Source organism: Microcystis sp. 0824 (assembly GCF_003112475.1).
GTDB classification, from domain to species: Bacteria; Cyanobacteriota; Cyanobacteriia; order Cyanobacteriales; family Microcystaceae; genus Microcystis; species Microcystis aeruginosa_C.
Genome location: NZ_BDSM01000047.1, coordinates 66,757 through 81,909, shown reverse-complemented (window position 1 = coordinate 81,909; position 15,153 = coordinate 66,757). Strand labels below are relative to the sequence as shown.

The 15,153-nt window shown below is 44.2% G+C and carries 13 protein-coding genes and 1 pseudogene; 7 read left to right on the top strand and 7 right to left on the bottom strand.

Annotated elements, in window-relative coordinates:
* Positions 1-265 precede the first annotated feature (265 nt).
* Positions 266-997: a PEP-CTERM sorting domain-containing protein gene (locus N0824_RS15815; protein WP_108937444.1), complete on the top strand. Its 732-nt coding sequence runs from the start codon at positions 266-268 to the stop codon at positions 995-997.
* Between the two features lie 495 nt (positions 998-1,492).
* Here the strand turns inward: N0824_RS15815 and N0824_RS15810 are convergent, their stop codons facing one another.
* The 5 genes from N0824_RS15810 to N0824_RS15790 all read right to left on the bottom strand — a co-directional run bounded on the left by N0824_RS15810 (position 1,493) and on the right by N0824_RS15790 (position 6,942).
* Entirely contained in the window at positions 1,493-3,346 is a 1,854-nt protein-coding gene (locus N0824_RS15810) for a penicillin-binding protein 2 (RefSeq protein WP_108937443.1), read from the bottom strand.
* Positions 3,347-3,538: 192 nt separating this feature from the next.
* Positions 3,539-4,096, bottom strand: coding sequence for a hypothetical protein (locus N0824_RS15805; RefSeq protein ID WP_108937442.1), 558 nt, complete (start codon positions 4,094-4,096; stop codon positions 3,539-3,541).
* A gap of 146 nt (positions 4,097-4,242) precedes the next feature.
* On the bottom strand, positions 4,243-5,607 hold the full coding sequence (locus N0824_RS15800) for a GTP-binding protein (protein WP_108937441.1): 1,365 nt from the start codon (positions 5,605-5,607) through the stop codon (positions 4,243-4,245).
* Between the two features lie 163 nt (positions 5,608-5,770).
* A complete protein-coding gene (gene folK / locus N0824_RS15795; RefSeq protein ID WP_108937440.1) occupies positions 5,771-6,235 on the bottom strand; it encodes a 2-amino-4-hydroxy-6-hydroxymethyldihydropteridine diphosphokinase in 465 nt (154 codons plus the stop codon).
* Positions 6,232-6,942 carry a sirohydrochlorin chelatase gene (locus tag N0824_RS15790; RefSeq protein ID WP_108937456.1) on the bottom strand — a complete coding sequence of 237 codons (711 nt, stop codon included), beginning with the start codon at positions 6,940-6,942 and terminating at the stop codon, positions 6,232-6,234. Before N0824_RS15790 ends, folK begins: the two co-directional genes overlap by 4 nt.
* A gap of 305 nt (positions 6,943-7,247) precedes the next feature.
* Here N0824_RS15790 and N0824_RS15785 point away from each other — a divergent pair.
* From N0824_RS15785 to N0824_RS15775, 3 genes and pseudogenes are all read left to right on the top strand, one after another.
* Positions 7,248-7,547 (top strand): annotated as a pseudogene (locus N0824_RS15785) (type II toxin-antitoxin system HigB family toxin).
* Between the two features lie 145 nt (positions 7,548-7,692).
* On the top strand, positions 7,693-7,929 hold the full coding sequence (locus tag N0824_RS21935; protein WP_233256459.1) for a type II toxin-antitoxin system HigA family antitoxin: 237 nt from the start codon (positions 7,693-7,695) through the stop codon (positions 7,927-7,929).
* Between the two features lie 142 nt (positions 7,930-8,071).
* The gene (locus tag N0824_RS15775) at positions 8,072-8,338 is read left to right on the top strand and encodes a hypothetical protein (RefSeq protein WP_108937439.1); all 267 of its coding nucleotides are present in this window, start codon (positions 8,072-8,074) and stop codon (positions 8,336-8,338) included.
* On the opposite strand, the gene N0824_RS15770 is transcribed toward N0824_RS15775, so the two are convergent.
* Positions 8,335-9,999 carry a transglutaminase domain-containing protein gene (locus N0824_RS15770; RefSeq protein WP_108937438.1) on the bottom strand — a complete coding sequence of 555 codons (1,665 nt, stop codon included), beginning with the start codon at positions 9,997-9,999 and terminating at the stop codon, positions 8,335-8,337. The genes N0824_RS15775 and N0824_RS15770 overlap by 4 nt on opposite strands.
* A gap of 112 nt (positions 10,000-10,111) precedes the next feature.
* Between N0824_RS15770 and cofG the strand changes: the two genes are divergently transcribed.
* Both cofG and N0824_RS15760 read left to right on the top strand, forming a co-directional pair.
* Positions 10,112-10,999 (top strand): 7,8-didemethyl-8-hydroxy-5-deazariboflavin synthase subunit CofG, encoded by an 888-nt coding sequence (cofG, locus tag N0824_RS15765; RefSeq protein ID WP_108937437.1) that lies wholly within the window; start codon positions 10,112-10,114, stop codon positions 10,997-10,999.
* A gap of 222 nt (positions 11,000-11,221) precedes the next feature.
* Positions 11,222-12,535, top strand: coding sequence for a cytosine deaminase (locus N0824_RS15760; RefSeq protein ID WP_108937436.1), 1,314 nt, complete (start codon positions 11,222-11,224; stop codon positions 12,533-12,535).
* Here the strand turns inward: N0824_RS15760 and N0824_RS15755 are convergent.
* Positions 12,512-12,853 (bottom strand): DUF952 domain-containing protein, encoded by a 342-nt coding sequence (locus N0824_RS15755; protein ID WP_108937435.1) that lies wholly within the window; start codon positions 12,851-12,853, stop codon positions 12,512-12,514. The two genes, N0824_RS15760 and N0824_RS15755, sit on opposite strands and share 24 nt — an antisense overlap.
* A gap of 237 nt (positions 12,854-13,090) precedes the next feature.
* Here N0824_RS15755 and N0824_RS15750 point away from each other — a divergent pair, with 237 nt between their 5' ends.
* Positions 13,091-14,086, top strand: coding sequence for an L-lactate dehydrogenase (locus N0824_RS15750; RefSeq protein ID WP_108937434.1), 996 nt, complete (start codon positions 13,091-13,093; stop codon positions 14,084-14,086).
* Positions 14,087-15,153: the final 1,067 nt, after the last annotated feature.

The following is a 15,153-nucleotide window of genomic DNA, read 5'->3' as shown; positions in this document are numbered from 1 at the left end:
CCTTTGCCTTTTGCCTCTTGCCTTTTGCCTAAAACCCATAACTTTTGTACCTCAGCAGACTGAAAAACGCTATATCTTTTTTTGGAGTCTGTGTCTGTATTCCATGCTACATAAACTTTTCAGCTTGCTTGTTTCCCTGTCAGAGATTAGACCAAGAGTCAACATCGACTCTAATCAATGGCCATCATACAGTGTTTGGTGTTGCTAAAAGTTTGAAGTGTTGTTAGTATGATTGGAAAGTTCCCTCCTTTGGAGTATTGACGTTATGAATCAAAAAGTATTAGCGAAATTAGTTTCTTTTGCAGGTTGCGATAAGCTAGGATTATTCAAGATAGCGATCGCATCTTCTTGTTTGATGATTGTTCCGCAGGGGCAAGTTAGGGCTGCATCTATTTTCATAGCGAATCATAGCTTTGAATCCCAGCCCATCACTGCCTTACCGGGGTTTACCGTTATTAGTACAGGTACCGTCGGGAACTGGACGTTCGCAGGAGGTTCGAATCAGGGGTTTCTTAATCCAGGCATAGCTGAAACCGGTAGTCCAGGCAATCATTTTTACGGTACATCACCGACTCTTCCTGATGGAAATCAAGTAGCCTGGAGTAACGGGGGAACTATCTCCCAGACACTTTCCGCAACTTTGCAAGCGAACACGAAATATACTTTGGGCGCGTTTGTCGGACGCAGATTCGTTGAGAGCTTTCCAGGCTACAATATCCAACTTTTAGCTGGAGCTACAGTTCTAGCCTCTTCTGGCAGTAGTGTTACTCCCACTGCCGGAACTTTCGCACCTGTCACCGTTAGCTATACCAGTGGTAGCAGCGGTCCTTTACTAGGGCAGGCATTAACAATTCGTCTGACCTCATCGTCGGGATCCCAGACGAATTACGATCTTATAACCCTTGACGCTTCTCCCATTCCCGAACCTTCCGCGATGTTAGGATTGCTAGGTTTTGGACTGTTGGGAATCGGTTCAAAGTTACAACAAAAACGATAAGTAGGGCTTGCTGAATAAATGTTAAATGTAGGCAAGGTAAGGTTTTTGTGGCTTTTCTCGCGAAACAGGTGCAAGATTTTGAGAGAATCGTGCTTTAAAACCTTGCGTCTTCATCGGCCCGCGTCCTGTAGGGGCGAAGCATTCGGGCAATAACCTATCGGTGAAACCGTAGATTTTCTATCCGAATGCTTCGCCCGTACTTTTTGCCGCAAGCCCTAAGTAGGGTTTGCTGAATAAATCTTAAAACCTTGTTGGATAAGACTTTTAGACTTTTTTCCCTTCGAAAAGTGCCGACCCTTGCAGTGATCGGGGGTAAAATTCAGGCACTTCTTCCCTGAAAATTAGGTAATTGACCACCTGAAAATGGGTAAAACCCCACACCGCACACCCCACACCCTGCCCCCAGGAAAAACTTTTTGCCGCAAACCCTAGTTAAACCCCATGTGGAATAGGAGTTACCAGACAATTTAGCGGCTTTTCTCCTCAACACTTAAATTAATCGTGGCGCGGGGGTTTATTGGTCGCAGAACCCGCCGGAACCACCTTGGAGGTGGGGGGGATACCTTTGAGGGAAATGAGCGTATTCATCACGGTTTTTGCCACGGGAGCGGCAACAGTGGAGCCAAAAGTATTGGCGCCCTTGGGTTCATCCACCACCACCAAAACCACATAACGGGGCGATTCGATCGGTAAAATCGCGACAAAACTGGTAATTTTGGCGTTAGGTAGATAACCCCCCGTCGGACTAGCTTTTTGTGCGGTTCCCGTTTTGCCTCCGATGCGATAACCGGGGATTTGGGCTGCTTCCCCTGTCCCCTTGCTGACGACGGTTTCCATCATTTCCACCACTTGCCGGGCCACGGTGGGAGAAAAGACTTTTTTGCTGGGATAATCGGGCTGCCAGTGCAAACGGCCGCGGTCGTCGGCTAATCCTTTGATCACATGGGGAGTCACCAGGGTGCCACCATTGGCCAGCGCACCGTGCAATTGTACTAATTTTAAAGGCGTTAGGGATAAACCTTGACCAAAGGAAGCTGTGGCCGATTCAATGGCATTATCCAGAAATTCTGGTTCGGGTTTGAGATATCCTGCCACTTCTCCGGGTAAATCTACGCCAACCCTTTGATTTATTTCCAATCCTAATAAACTTTTATAGAAATCAACTCGCCCCATTTTTTGGGCAATTTGCACCATGGCCACGTTACTAGAGGTTTGCAGAACTCGGGCCATATCTAGCGCCCCATAACCCTGTTTAGAGGCATTTTTAATGGTCCAGGGACCGACAGTAATTGCCCCCGGATCATTGACTACCGTATTAGCTTTAATTGCCCCCGCTTCCATGGCCAGGGCGATAATAATTGGTTTAAAAGTTGACCCCGGTTCGTACTGATCGGCTACGGTCCAATTTTTAAATAGAGCCACATTGGCTTTATAGTATTCGTTGGGGTTAAAAGTTGGCTCACAAACTAGGGCTAAAAGAGAACCATCAAGGGAGTCCATGACGATGACAGCCCCCCGTTTAGCATTAAATTTTTTTAGCTGTTCTCGTAGGGCTGCCCGGGCTGCTCTTTGTAGTTTTAAATCGAGGGTTACTTCTAACTGTAATTCATCAAATTGAAAGATACCATCGGGAACAAAAGCTGGTAAAATTCGCCCGTCTCCCATGCGTCTTGTATTGACAGAAAAAGGATCTCTTTCTAATAACTGACTGGAACCTCTTTCTAATCCAGCTTGGCCACGATGTTCTTTATCTACATAGCCAATCACGTCGGCTACCACATCGTCTTGGGGATAATAACGAGCGTATTTTTCCTCTAATTCTACACCGTCAAGAGATAATTGTTTTAAGCCCCTAGCCACGGATTCAGTTAATTGATTGGCTAAACGAATTCCTGTTTCTTTTTCTTTAAATCTTTGAATCAGTTGATTAGTAGGAATATTTAATAAAGGAGCTAATTTATCAGCCACTTCTGCCGGCGGAATAGCAAACAGTTTTGGGTGTACATAAAGAGTATAAATTAAGCGATCAGTCGCCAAAACATTACCATTACTATCGACGATCGCCCGTCGGGGAATATAGGGTCTAATACTTGTAGTTTGCTGTTGTCTGGCTCTTTTTTGCAATTCCTGTGCTTGTATTATTTGCAATTGGTACAATCGCCAAGCTAAACCCAAAATACCCATGACTAAAATCAACCACACCGCCAGCAATCGCCCGTTACTCACAGGCATTTTTTTTAACTGTTGTTGCCGTTTTTTGTCGTTTAAATAAGACTTTCTGTCCCGAATCCTGCCCGAGGGCGATCGAGTTTTTTTACCTCTAAATCCGGGTCTTTTGGTGTCAGTCATGAGCAGTATCTTTCATTTATCAGTAATCAGTAACCAGTGAACAGTAACCAGTAAACAGTAACCAGTAAACAGTAAACAGTAATCAGTAAAAAGACAGTAGGAAACTTCTATTTAATACTGCACACTTAAAAACTCACATCTGATAACTGTTAACTTACCCACTGATAACTGATAACTGATAACTGATAACTGTTAATAGGCACTTCTGGGTCGAGAATTGACGGTAGATTGGGGTTGAGAAGCGGCGGCCGGTTTCAGGTTCGGGGCAGATTTACGCTGTAAAAAGATAGTTTGGAAGGGTTGGGGATGAGTTAGTCCAGTTTCGGGTTTTTCTGCTTGTTGAGCTAGTTGATGTTTAAGGGTTTCATTGGTGGCCAAAAGATGGCGCTCGTGACGTTGCAGCGTTTCCAGTTTACCAAATTCTTTGTCCCAAACCTTGGGAATATATACCGTCCAAGCATATATTCCCAGAGTCGAACCCAACAGACAAAAAGTAATCACGGCCACTATTCTTTCTAGGAGGCAAAGAGAACGTAATTGACGCGAGACTAATTGTTTTTGTGTCGGGGCCACAGGAACCCTCGCCGCCGATTTAGTCGCCGGTTTGACGGTGGGAGTCGGGGAGGATTGAGTAACTGGTTTAGTAGTGGGATTGGGGGAAGTTACCCGCGACTGGGGACGGCGTTGACTCCCTTGGCTTTTTTGGCGAGGAACGGGGACAGGAATATAGGACTTATGGGCAGCAGACATGATTTTCTCTCAATATTTCTAGCTAGTGGTCGTTGTCAAAAATTAAGTTTCTAAAATTAGGAGTCGGTCATCAGTAGTCAGTAGGAAATATTTAATTGATCACTGTTGCCTTTTTTCCTTTTTCCTTTTTCCTTTTTACCTTAAAATCACTGTTCTAGTTCCAGACGTAAACGATATAAGATAGTTTGCGGATGAACTTGAGCAAGAATTTGATTAATCACCGTACTCGGTCCGGATGCCCCCCAACTGCAACCGCGTTCTAGATAGATTTTAGCGGCTTTTCCGATGATATAGGTTCCATAAGCAGCAATTGCCCCCTGTAGGAGAGCGGTACTACCGTAGAGGGTTAAAGAAGTGGGATTTTCAAAAATACTCGTCGCTGCCGCTGCCGTTTTGCCCAAACCGATAATCACAGTGCTGAGGATTTCCCCCACCAGCAACCCCCCACTACTCAAAAGTAGCGTCCGCCAGAGTTGACCGGCTTGGTGACTGGTAATCGGCAAGCCGTACAAACGAGCCAAAGCCCGAACTAGAGTCAAATCGACGATTGAAGCGCCTAGGAGGTCTAAAATAGCGATCGGATTGGCCGCAATCGCTAAAGCCTTATATTTCGCGTATTGCCAGATAATTTCCTCCGCTTGACTGTCCCGCAGTTCCAGGGTTTTTCTAGCGATATTTTCCTCCGCTTCTTGCCCCTGCACTAAAGCATTTAAGGCCAGCAGTGATCGCCCTTCCCGATTTAAAATCGTTAAGAGTTTATCTTGCAGCTCCTCAATTTGGGGGGGAGGGGTTTCCCACTCAGTCACTACGCACCCATCGGGGTATTCCACCCGGACAGGAATCGGTTGCGGTTCGGCGGCTACCATAACTATCTCATCGCTAGTTAACAAATCTTCTAACGTTTTTTCGTCCCGATTGGTTCCTAATCTCTGTAACTGCTGAAAAATCTGGCGGCGATCAGCTTCTGGATAGAGATCAATCTTATTAAACACCAAAATGATCGGTTTTTTGGCCCAGCGCAATTCTCCTAAGGCCTCGTATTCGGTGCGGGTAATATCCCCGGCGACGATAAATAAAATCAAATCGGCACTTTTAGCGACTTCTCTGGCCATATTCGCCCGCGCTTCCCCTTCAATCTCATCCAATCCGGGGGTATCGATTAATTCTATCTGAATTTTACCCGTGGCGGGGGTCCAACGCACCGATCGCGGCCAGCGTGTCACCCCGTGCAGGGGTCCAGTTGTCAGGACTTTTTGACCGACTAAAGCGTTTACCACCGAGGATTTACCGCGACTGACTAACCCGAAGGCTGCCACCCGAATCACCGTTTCATCCAGTTTATCTAAGGCCGATTTGAGGGACTGCAAATCCTGTTTAACGGCGGCCTGAAGTTGGGGATCGGGGGGATAATTCCAATGGCGGCGAAAACTGGCATACCAAGTTAAGGCCTGTTGTAAACTAGCCTTAGCCTGATTGTAATGAGTTTCCTCGATCGATGGGGTCTTGGTCACGGTTGATTTTTTTACTGTTTATTGATGCTGCTGCCTTTATTGTAGGGTTTCGGGGCGGTAACTGAGATGAGGTTATCTGGGAAGACTGTTCAATGATCAGTAATCAGTAATCAGTGAAAGGAAACTAAGGAAGTTTTCCACTAAAACCCTAACACCTAACGTCCTACTCCGCCAATCCCAATTGCGCCAATAGCTGAAGGATAGTTTTTCCGGTTACGGGATCTCGCCAATCGGGGGCAATTTCTGCCAGGGGAAGCAGCACGAAGGCCCGTTCTCGGCAGCGGGGATGGGGTATCTGTAATTCGGGTGTTTCTAAGATCAGGTCTTCATAAAATATTAAGTCTAAATCGAGGGTACGCGGTCCCCATCTTTCCCGTCGGACTCTCCCGAATAACTGCTCGATTTCTAATAATTTATGCAGTAAATCTAGGGGCGATAAATCCACTTGCACAATGGCGCCGCCGTTGAGATAATCGGGCTGAGGCAGTCCGACGGCTGCGGTTTGATGCCATTGGGAATGAGCTTCTAGTTTAATTCCTTTGACTCGCTCTAATTCCCCTAAAGCTTGCCCTAAAATTGTCGCTGAATCTCCTAAATTACTGCCCAGAGCGATCGCTGCCCGTTTCATCTACATCCTTCCTCAACAATAATTTCGGCTAATTCCCCCGTCGCTCCTAAAGATTTACCTAAAAATATATTGACATTTGGATGCTTTTGTGCTAGTTCAAAAACTTGGGCTTCGATTGCGTCCGTAATTCCACCAGCAAAGAGGAAATAGGGCAGTATAGCGATTTTTTGGCTACCTTGAGCGATTAAACTCTCGATTTGTTGGCATAAACTCGGTTCTATCGACCAATAAGCTGTAATTGCCCCAAAAAACGCCGCTAGATTTTCCACTTCCCGATTACCCCCGGGGCGACGACTACCGTGGGACAGTAAAATGCGATCTTGGGGGCTTAAATCGGCAAATTGTCGGGATAACAGCGATTTTATGCCCTGATAACTGCCTAAATGGGGCCTTAACTCTAGCTTGATCGGCGATCGCACTTTGGCCACGGCCGCGGGAATATCTTCTTTAACGTGAACCCCCGACAGGAGAAACAGGGGGATAATCTGCAATCGGTTACATCCTTGGCTTTGTGCTTGTTGGGCAAAAGCTTCTATTTGTTGATGGAGCGGTGTTATCGCTAATTCTAGGGCGGCAGTCCCTACTAATACCCGATTATCTGCTTCTAGAACCGCTAAAGATGGGCTAAACTCCGATTTACTCGCCAATCTTTCGGCGGGTTGACTGATTTTTTCTTGAACTAAGGCTGCTAATTGCGTCACCGCCATGGCTGGACGCGGATCGCGACTACCGTGGAACACCAATAAGTAGGCTGAGGAGGTCTTCAAAGAAATCTGGCCAAAATAGTTTAGTTTTTAGCCTAATACATTTTGTCTCCCTTTAGGCATCAATGCCCCTGATATTCTCAATTTAGCCTATCTGGATTGGTAAGCGGAAAAACCTCCCCACTAGCCCCAAGTGCTACCATTTTAGGCAATGTAAAGTGTGAGCAAATCAGCCCGCCAGCTTGAGTTAGCCTAGATATTGAGGTATAATTGCTATTGACAGAAACTGTCAAAAGTATATTTGTATTATGCGGGTAATTAGCCGTCGAATACTTCGCGATTTCTGTATCACTAATGCTAATTCCTGCGAGTCTCTCTAGGATTGGTATAGAGTCGCTAGTAAAGCGGCATGGCAAAATCTAATCGATGTGCAAGCCACTTATAAAAGTGCTGAATCTGTTGGTAATTTCACTGTTTTTAACATTAAAGGAAATCACTTTCGTCTAATTGTAGATCTAGTTTATAGACGACAGACTATCTATATTAAATATATTCTTCCCCACGCCGAGTACGATAAAGGAAATTGGAAAAATGATGCTTACTTTTAATTCTAAAACCTATGGAGAATTACTCGCTCACTATCAACCAAAAGCAATCACCACAGAGGTGGAAAACGAGCGAGCGAGCGCAATTGCTCAAGAATTGTAAAATCGCTCGGAACTTAGTTTAGAGGAGGAGGCTTTACTGGACTTATTGATTAGTTTGATCGAAAGGTTCGAGGCGGATAATTATCCAATTCCTGACAGAAATCCTTTAGCAACTTTACGGCATCTGATAGAAGCTAACGAGATAGAATATCCAGAGCTAATTACTATTTTGGGTTCCCCTGATGCGGTGGAGCAAATAATTAATGGACAACGCAGCATCAATAAGTCAGAAGCTAGGTCTTTGGGGGCATATTTTCGGGTTGATGCCAGTTTATTTACTTAATAAGTACCTAAGCAAAATTAATTACACATCTCAATGGGATTAATTTAATTTGGCACGACTACTTAACAAATTATTGCGATAGCTTGCCATTAACTAATTTTCAGCGATAATCTAAAGTCAGAGTCGATCGGGAGATAAGATCATGAACTTTCGTCTAGTTCTATTTTCAGGCCTAGTGACCGCTTTAGTTGGTGCTGGTATTGGTTATGGCATTAGCCGCATTGAACGCAATCCTAGCCAAGTCAACTATAAAAATCCCTATAACTATCAAATCATCTATAGACGTTATTTGACTGGTGCTGGGGCAGCAATTGGCTTCTGTGTGGGTGCGAGTTTACAAATGGTCAAAGAACTCAAAGAAGAAAGAGATAGAGAAATGGGGATCCTAGATGATGGCTCAGAATTCTAGTCTTTTGGGGCTAATTCCTCAAGAATGACGAATTGAACGTGATTAATCGCTAAATCGCCGATGGGAACTTGGGTTTTTAACACCGGTTGTCCTTGACTGAGCATTCGTTCAAAGGGGATATCTTTGGCAATTTCCGTGTGATACCAAGCTAAACCCATAAAGAAACGATTGGGATAGGGACCACCTTCAAAAATATCATCGGGATTGGACTCCATGGGAACCCAACCGATAGAGGGAAGATAAAATTCCATCCAGACGTGATTGTAATCCGGTTCGAGGGGTAAATTACGTTCGAGGGGATGGGGTGGGCATTTATAGCGTCCTACCGTGCGACAGGCTATACCATTGAGACGACACAAGGCCAATAATAAACCCACATATTCCCCACAGGAACCCACTCCGCGTCGCAGGGCAATATCAGGGGTGTCGATGTTGGGTTTGATACCGTAGGAAAGCTGATCATAGACGTAATTACGAATACTATAAACTTTTCGGAGGAGATTGGTTTCCCGACCGATCGCTTCTTCGGCAGCATTGAGGATAATTTCTGTATTCATGGCCAGATCATCATTATCGATCAAATAGCGATCGGGAAAATCGGCGGGTAAGGGGGGTAAATCTTCGCAATCCTGGGGAGTAATTTGGTATTTAATACCCCACACTTCTAATACTACTTTCCACCCAAAAATATGACGTTGTTTGCCGGTTATTTGCTCGAACTTAAATACTGCCACCCGCTGCCCGTCCTGAATTTCTTCAATAAAAGGCAATCCCACCGCTTCGACGCTGCGAATTTTTTGCCGTGGTGTTTCTAAGGGTAAAGCGATGCGCCATTCCACATCTTTTAGTTCGATATTATAGAGGGGTTCCAATTCCTCGACGTAGGATAATTCAATCAGATAACCGTTAGAAAGGGCGTATTTTTTAGCGGGATCGTAGTGAAAATATAGAGGATGGACAAAAGTACGCGGACGATAACTAAGTTCGTGAACCTGTTCAGAATTGGGATTATCGCGGATACAGGGTTCTTGGAAAGCATATGCTACATATAGGATATCCTTGCCACTGTTAGCATCGCGATAAAATGCCAATCCCGTCGGTGATTCAAAAGGAGTTATCATGCTAAAAAGCTGTTCTCCCGTGGCGCGATCGAGACAGTAAACCGTTTGTTCTAGGGTATCCGTTAGCCAAAGTTCTTCCCCGCGAATAGTGATATTTTCGATGCCAATACCAGGCGCGTATAAACGAGTAATTTCCCGTCCCGATTGGCGATCAAATATAAAGATTTGTCCAGAACGTTGACAAGTGACATAAATTGTGTTAGCAGTTACGGCGACTCCGTTAGCGGTGTAGGGAAGACGGGTGAAAAATTTCGGGGTAAAATCTTCGAGAGTGCAGCAGTAGAGATTTTCGCGGGTAGTAAACCAGAGGTTATTTTGATCATCGATTGCCAATCCCGTCGTCCCGACGAATTCTTGCCAGCGATGGGAATTAAGTACGGTTGTATGACCAGTATCGAGGGCAATTTGGTATAAATAGCCGTTTTTTGCGTCGATAGCGATTAATTTGTTATCTTGAAATACAATTCCGTGCAGGGCTGTGGCGCTAATCGGGCGAATCGTTTGACGATGGGAGGGAAGACTGGCAGGATCGAAAATCATAGGAGGAAACGAAAAGGGAGAGCGTTTTTAAGTGAATAAAACAGCAATTCTTCCCACGATAGCAAATTTTATCGCCCTTGAATGCTCGTAATGAACTCCAATTCTGAAAAAAATGTCAAGAATTGTCACCTATAGTCCCTCTCATACCCTTGTACCTACCTACGAGTGTTTCAATCGTTGCAGTTATTGTAATTTTCGCAGGGATTTAGGCACTGATGGCTGGTTAAGTTTGGAAAAAGCCAAAGAGATTTTAACTGCTTTGCAGGGTTCGGAAATTACGGAAATTTTAATTCTTAGCGGCGAAGTTCATCCTTTAGCAGCCAATCGAGAGTTATGGTTTCGGCATATTTATAATTTAGCAGAATTGGCTTTAAATATGGGTTTTTATCCCCATACCAATGCAGGAATTTTAACTTTTGCCGAGATGGAAAAACTGAAAAATGTCAATCTATCTATGGGTATAATGTTAGAACAAATGACGGTGACTTTATTAAATACTGTCCATCGTCAGGCTCCCAGTAAAGTGCCATCCCTGCGCTTAGAGCAGTTACAATGGGCGGGAGAATTAGGAATTCCTTTTACCACGGGGTTATTATTAGGAATTGGTGAAACAGAATGCGATCGCTTAGTAACCTTAGAAACTATTGCCGCTCTTCATCAACGTTGGGGACATATTCAAGAAGTGATCCTACAACCCTACAATCCGGGCCAAAGAGAACAGTGGCAAAATAATCCTTTTAATCTGCAAAAACTGCCCGATTTGGTTAGGCAAGCTAGGGAAATTTTGCCACCAGATATTGTCATTCAAATTCCCCCGAATCTAGTACCCGATCCTCTTTTTCTCTTGGATTGTTTAGCGGCAGGAGCGCGGGATTTAGGCGGTATTGGCATTATCGATGAAGTTAATCCCGATTACCTCCATTTACACCCCGATAAATTAAAGGAATTTTTAGCAGTTTATGGCTGGGAATTAAAGCCACGCCTACCGGTTTATCAGTAATCAGTAAACAGTAATCAGTAATCAGGGAAAAGATAGCACTGTTAATGCCATTTAACACTCCTTACTTAATACCGCATAATTGATTATTATTCATTCTTAATTCTCCTGACGACCGACGACCGACTTCTAACTCCTAACTCCTAACTCCTGACTCCTGACTCCTAGCGCCTGACGACCGACTCCTAACCCTAACAACAATTTTTGATTTTTACCAGAGGTCTTATGATTCCCTCAAGCGAGCGCTACTGGCTCAAAAATGCTCATATTCCCGTTTCCCTGCTAGAAAATGAGGGGTTTTCTCCCCAAACCGCCGAGGGATTAACCTTAGTTAATCTGGAAATTAATGACGGTAACATTAATCGCATTACCTCAATAATCCCCCCCGAAGACAATATTCCCGTTATTGACCTCAAAAAAAAGATTGTTTTTCCTTGCTTTGTCGATATGCACACCCATCTCGATAAAGGTCATAGTTGGCAGCGTTGTCCTAACCATGATGGCACTTTTGACAGCGCCTTAAAAATGGCCCTAGAGGATTCTCGGCGGGAGTGGCGCCTAGAGGATGTGTATCGTCGCATGGAATTTGGCGTTAAATGCAGTTATGCCCACGGAACCGCCGCTATTCGCACTCATATTGACTCTTTTGGTCAACAGGCACAGATTAGCTTAACCGCTTTGGCAGAATTGCAACGACAATGGGCCGGTAAAATCACCCTGCAAGCGGTTTCTCTAGTTTCCCTTGACTACTATCAAACCTCCGAGGGAGCGGCCTTAGCCGATAAAATCGCCGAATTTGGGGGCATATTAGGGGGAGTAGCCTACACAAATCCCGATTTACAGGCACAAATTGATATTACCTTCAAATTAGCCCAAGAAAGGGGTTTAAATCTCGATTTTCATCTGGATGAAAACGGCGATTCCGATTCTACCTGTTTAGCAGCGATCGCGCGTACTGCTATCAAAGAGCAATTTGACGGACAAATCATCTGTGGTCACTGTTGCAGTTTAGCGGTACAATCCCCTGAAATAATCCAAGAAACCCTAAATTTAGTCAAAAATGCGGGCATTGCTATCGTTAGCTTGCCGATGTGCAATCTCTACCTACAGGATCGTCAAGAGGAAAAAACCCCTTTTTGGCGCGGGACAACTAAGATAAAAGAGATGAAAAAAGCGGGAATTCCGGTGGCTTTTGCCAGTGATAACTGTCGCGATCCCTTTTATGGTTTTGGGGATCACGATGGTTTAGAAGTCTTTACCCAAGCGGTGCGGATTGCCCATCTCGACACACCCTACGCTGACTGGGTAAATAGTGTCACCCTCACCCCAGCAAATCTGCTCGGATTGCCCCATTTAGGGCGCATTAAGACGGGTCTAGAGGCAAATTTGTTAATTTTCAAGGCTCGCTACTTTAGCGAGCTATTATCGCGACCACAGTGGGATCGCCTCGTGATTCGGCGCGGGTTGAGCATCGATACTACTCTCCCCGATTACCAAGAGTTAGATGATTTAGTTCTAGGAATTGATCAAATCCTGTAAGGGTTTGACAAAAACCACCGATTCTAGGTTGATAGCACCGTAAATATGGGGAAAGGTCTCTTTTTCTAGCTCTAAAGTTGCATTTTCTGGGTTAGGATGTTGGGGCTGCTCCCATTTCACCGGGGCCTGCAATTGTTCAGGAGAAATGGCTAAAACCAGCAAGTCTGGCTGATTTTGATAAAAAGCGGCCACAACTTTCGGAATTTGTTCTAAGGTGGAGCAATGGATAAATCCCTCATTTTTTAGGGAATACGCCCGATATTCCCCCATTTCACGAGCTATTTGCCAACCTCTTTCTGTAGTGATGTGATAGATCATCGGTTCGCCTCCTACTGTTACCTTAATTCCTAATTTTAGGATATAGCCTGAAGCTGTCAGCAGCCCTCAATTCTCTTAAACTAGGGGTCAGGGAATCAAAGACAAGAAATTTGTCCGACCACTGACCAGAAAAAAAGTGCCGATAACGGCCTCAAAATCTGTTTATAGTCTCTTTTTACCTGATATTAACCATTTCCCCTTAAAATGAGCTTACCGAGCCAGTAATTGTAAAAATCTATGCTAGATAAAATATTTACTCCCAATCCCTACGCTGAAAAACCCGCACCTCTGCGTCCTCGCAAGGGGGTAATTATCGGTGTTGGTCAGGTGGGGATGGCCTGCGCTTACTCGATGTTAATTCAAGACTGTTTTGATGAATTGATTCTACAGGATATCGCCACGGATAAAGTCGAGGGGGAAGTGATGGATTTAAGGCACGGAATGCCTTTTATTGAACCCACAGACTTGAAAATGGGAACCGTGGCCGATGTGGGACAAAATGCCGATGTGGTGATTATTACTGCTGGGGCTGCCCAAAAAGAGGGAGAAACCAGATTACATCTCCTTGAGCGAAATGTGGCGATTTTTCGCCGTATTCTGGAGGATGTGGCTGTTTACTGCCCCAGTGCTTTGATTTTGGTGGTGAGTAATCCCGTCGATATCATGACCTATGTTACCCTTAAAATCACCCATTTTCCGCCTTCTAGGGTGATTGGTTCGGGTACAGTGTTAGATTCTGCCCGTTTACGCTCTCTTTTATCCACCCAACTCCATGTAGATGCGCGTAACGTCCACGCTTATATTATCGGTGAACACGGGGATAGTGAGCTTGCTGTGTGGAGTTCGGCTAATATCGGAGGAGCAAGGTTACTCGAAGGAGATTGGCAGGATTTAAGCGCGGCCGACCAAGAAAGCTTAACAGAAATTTTTCTTCAGGTTAAAAACGCCGCCTATGAAATTATCAAACGCAAGGGTTATACTAGCTATGCGATCGGTTTAGCTACCACGGATATCGTTAAAGCGATTTTACGTTCCCAAGAAAGAATTCTCACTATTAGCACTCTCCTTGATGGTCAATACGGTCTCAAAGATGTGTGTTTAAGTATTCCCTCGGTGGTTAATGAGAAAGGAGTGATTAAAACTCTGAATCTTGCTCTCAGTCCCAGAGAAACCCAACAGTTACATAATTCGGCCAAAATTATGCGCGATTTAATCGATCAACTCAAAATTTAACTTAGGGTTGGCTGAATAAATCTAAAAACATTGTTGGCTAAGATTTTTAGATTTTTTTGCCCTCAAAAAGTGCCAGACATAATAGCGATCGAGGGGAAATTTTAGGCACTTTTTCCCCGAAAATTAGGTAATTGTGAGGTGGACTGAAGCAATTAGTGCTAGACTTCCCGAAAAGTCTATTTTATTTCAGTTTGTTGTTAGGAATCTACTTAAAAGAGGTTGTTTAATCTGGCTAATACGCTTTTGGTTATGATACGCGGAAAAGCTCTGGCGATGGCGCTAAAATGGGGTAATACTAAATCCGTTGAGTATAGGCTACTTATGAGGACAGGCAAAAGGCAAGGTGCAAGAGGCAAAAGGGGAAATAGTCAGGAAATTGACAGTTATTTGGAACAACGCGACCAATAAGCTCAACAACTGAGACAACAACTCGCTAACTCAAAAACACAACTTAGTTGAGAGAATTAAGAATGAAAAATTGTAACCTGATCACTTATAGTCATTTCAGATAAGTCTGATACAGTCTAGACCGACAAAATTCTTATGAACTCTGGGATTGATATTCTCAATCTTAATTGAAATGACTATATCTACTGCTTGCAAGCGCAGCTACCACTTTTTTCCCCTCTGTCGCAGTAGAGATTGACACCTTAGACAAAGGCCACCTAATTGTCCAATCTCGTCGCCAATATGAATGTTCAGAAAATGGAGTCAAACCTAGCATATCAGGTGCTATATATCAAGATGGATATTGCTTTATCCCTATATCAACGGGAAAATGTATCGCCATCCAAAATAAATACACTCGTATTTATTCCCCGCAACAAGGAGGCTGGCAAAAGTGCAGTGATGAGGATGTCGTAACAATTCCGACTACAGGGAAAAAATATTATAGATTTGGCGGCTTAATCAGAACTATATTTGTACTTGATTAATATGATTGTTATTGCATCGCATCCCCTGTAGTGTGATTGACGATATTGTAGAGTACTAGGTTAGGTTGCCGAAAAAACATCTAGCCTAGGATTCCTCTAGCGACTAGATGCAATGATCAAGTCATGTCTGTC

Bases quoted from the DNA above. Each gene is read 5' to 3' on its own strand.
- N0824_RS15815 (WP_108937444.1), top strand. From the start codon at position 266: ATGAATCAAAAAGTATTAGCGAAATTAGTTTCTTTTGCAGGTTGCGAT.
- N0824_RS15810 (WP_108937443.1), bottom strand. From the start codon at position 3,346: ATGACTGACACCAAAAGACCCGGATTTAGAGGTAAAAAAACTCGATCG.
- N0824_RS15805 (WP_108937442.1), bottom strand. From the start codon at position 4,096: ATGTCTGCTGCCCATAAGTCCTATATTCCTGTCCCCGTTCCTCGCCAA.
- folK (WP_108937440.1), bottom strand. From the start codon at position 6,235: ATGAAACGGGCAGCGATCGCTCTGGGCAGTAATTTAGGAGATTCAGCG.
- N0824_RS15790 (WP_108937456.1), bottom strand. From the start codon at position 6,942: ATGGCGGTGACGCAATTAGCAGCCTTAGTTCAAGAAAAAATCAGTCAA.
- N0824_RS15775 (WP_108937439.1), top strand. From the start codon at position 8,072: ATGAACTTTCGTCTAGTTCTATTTTCAGGCCTAGTGACCGCTTTAGTT.
- N0824_RS15770 (WP_108937438.1), bottom strand. From the start codon at position 9,999: ATGATTTTCGATCCTGCCAGTCTTCCCTCCCATCGTCAAACGATTCGC.
- cofG (WP_108937437.1), top strand. From the start codon at position 10,112: ATGTCAAGAATTGTCACCTATAGTCCCTCTCATACCCTTGTACCTACC.
- N0824_RS15760 (WP_108937436.1), top strand. From the start codon at position 11,222: ATGATTCCCTCAAGCGAGCGCTACTGGCTCAAAAATGCTCATATTCCC.
- N0824_RS15755 (WP_108937435.1), bottom strand. From the start codon at position 12,853: ATGATCTATCACATCACTACAGAAAGAGGTTGGCAAATAGCTCGTGAA.
- N0824_RS15750 (WP_108937434.1), top strand. From the start codon at position 13,091: ATGCTAGATAAAATATTTACTCCCAATCCCTACGCTGAAAAACCCGCA.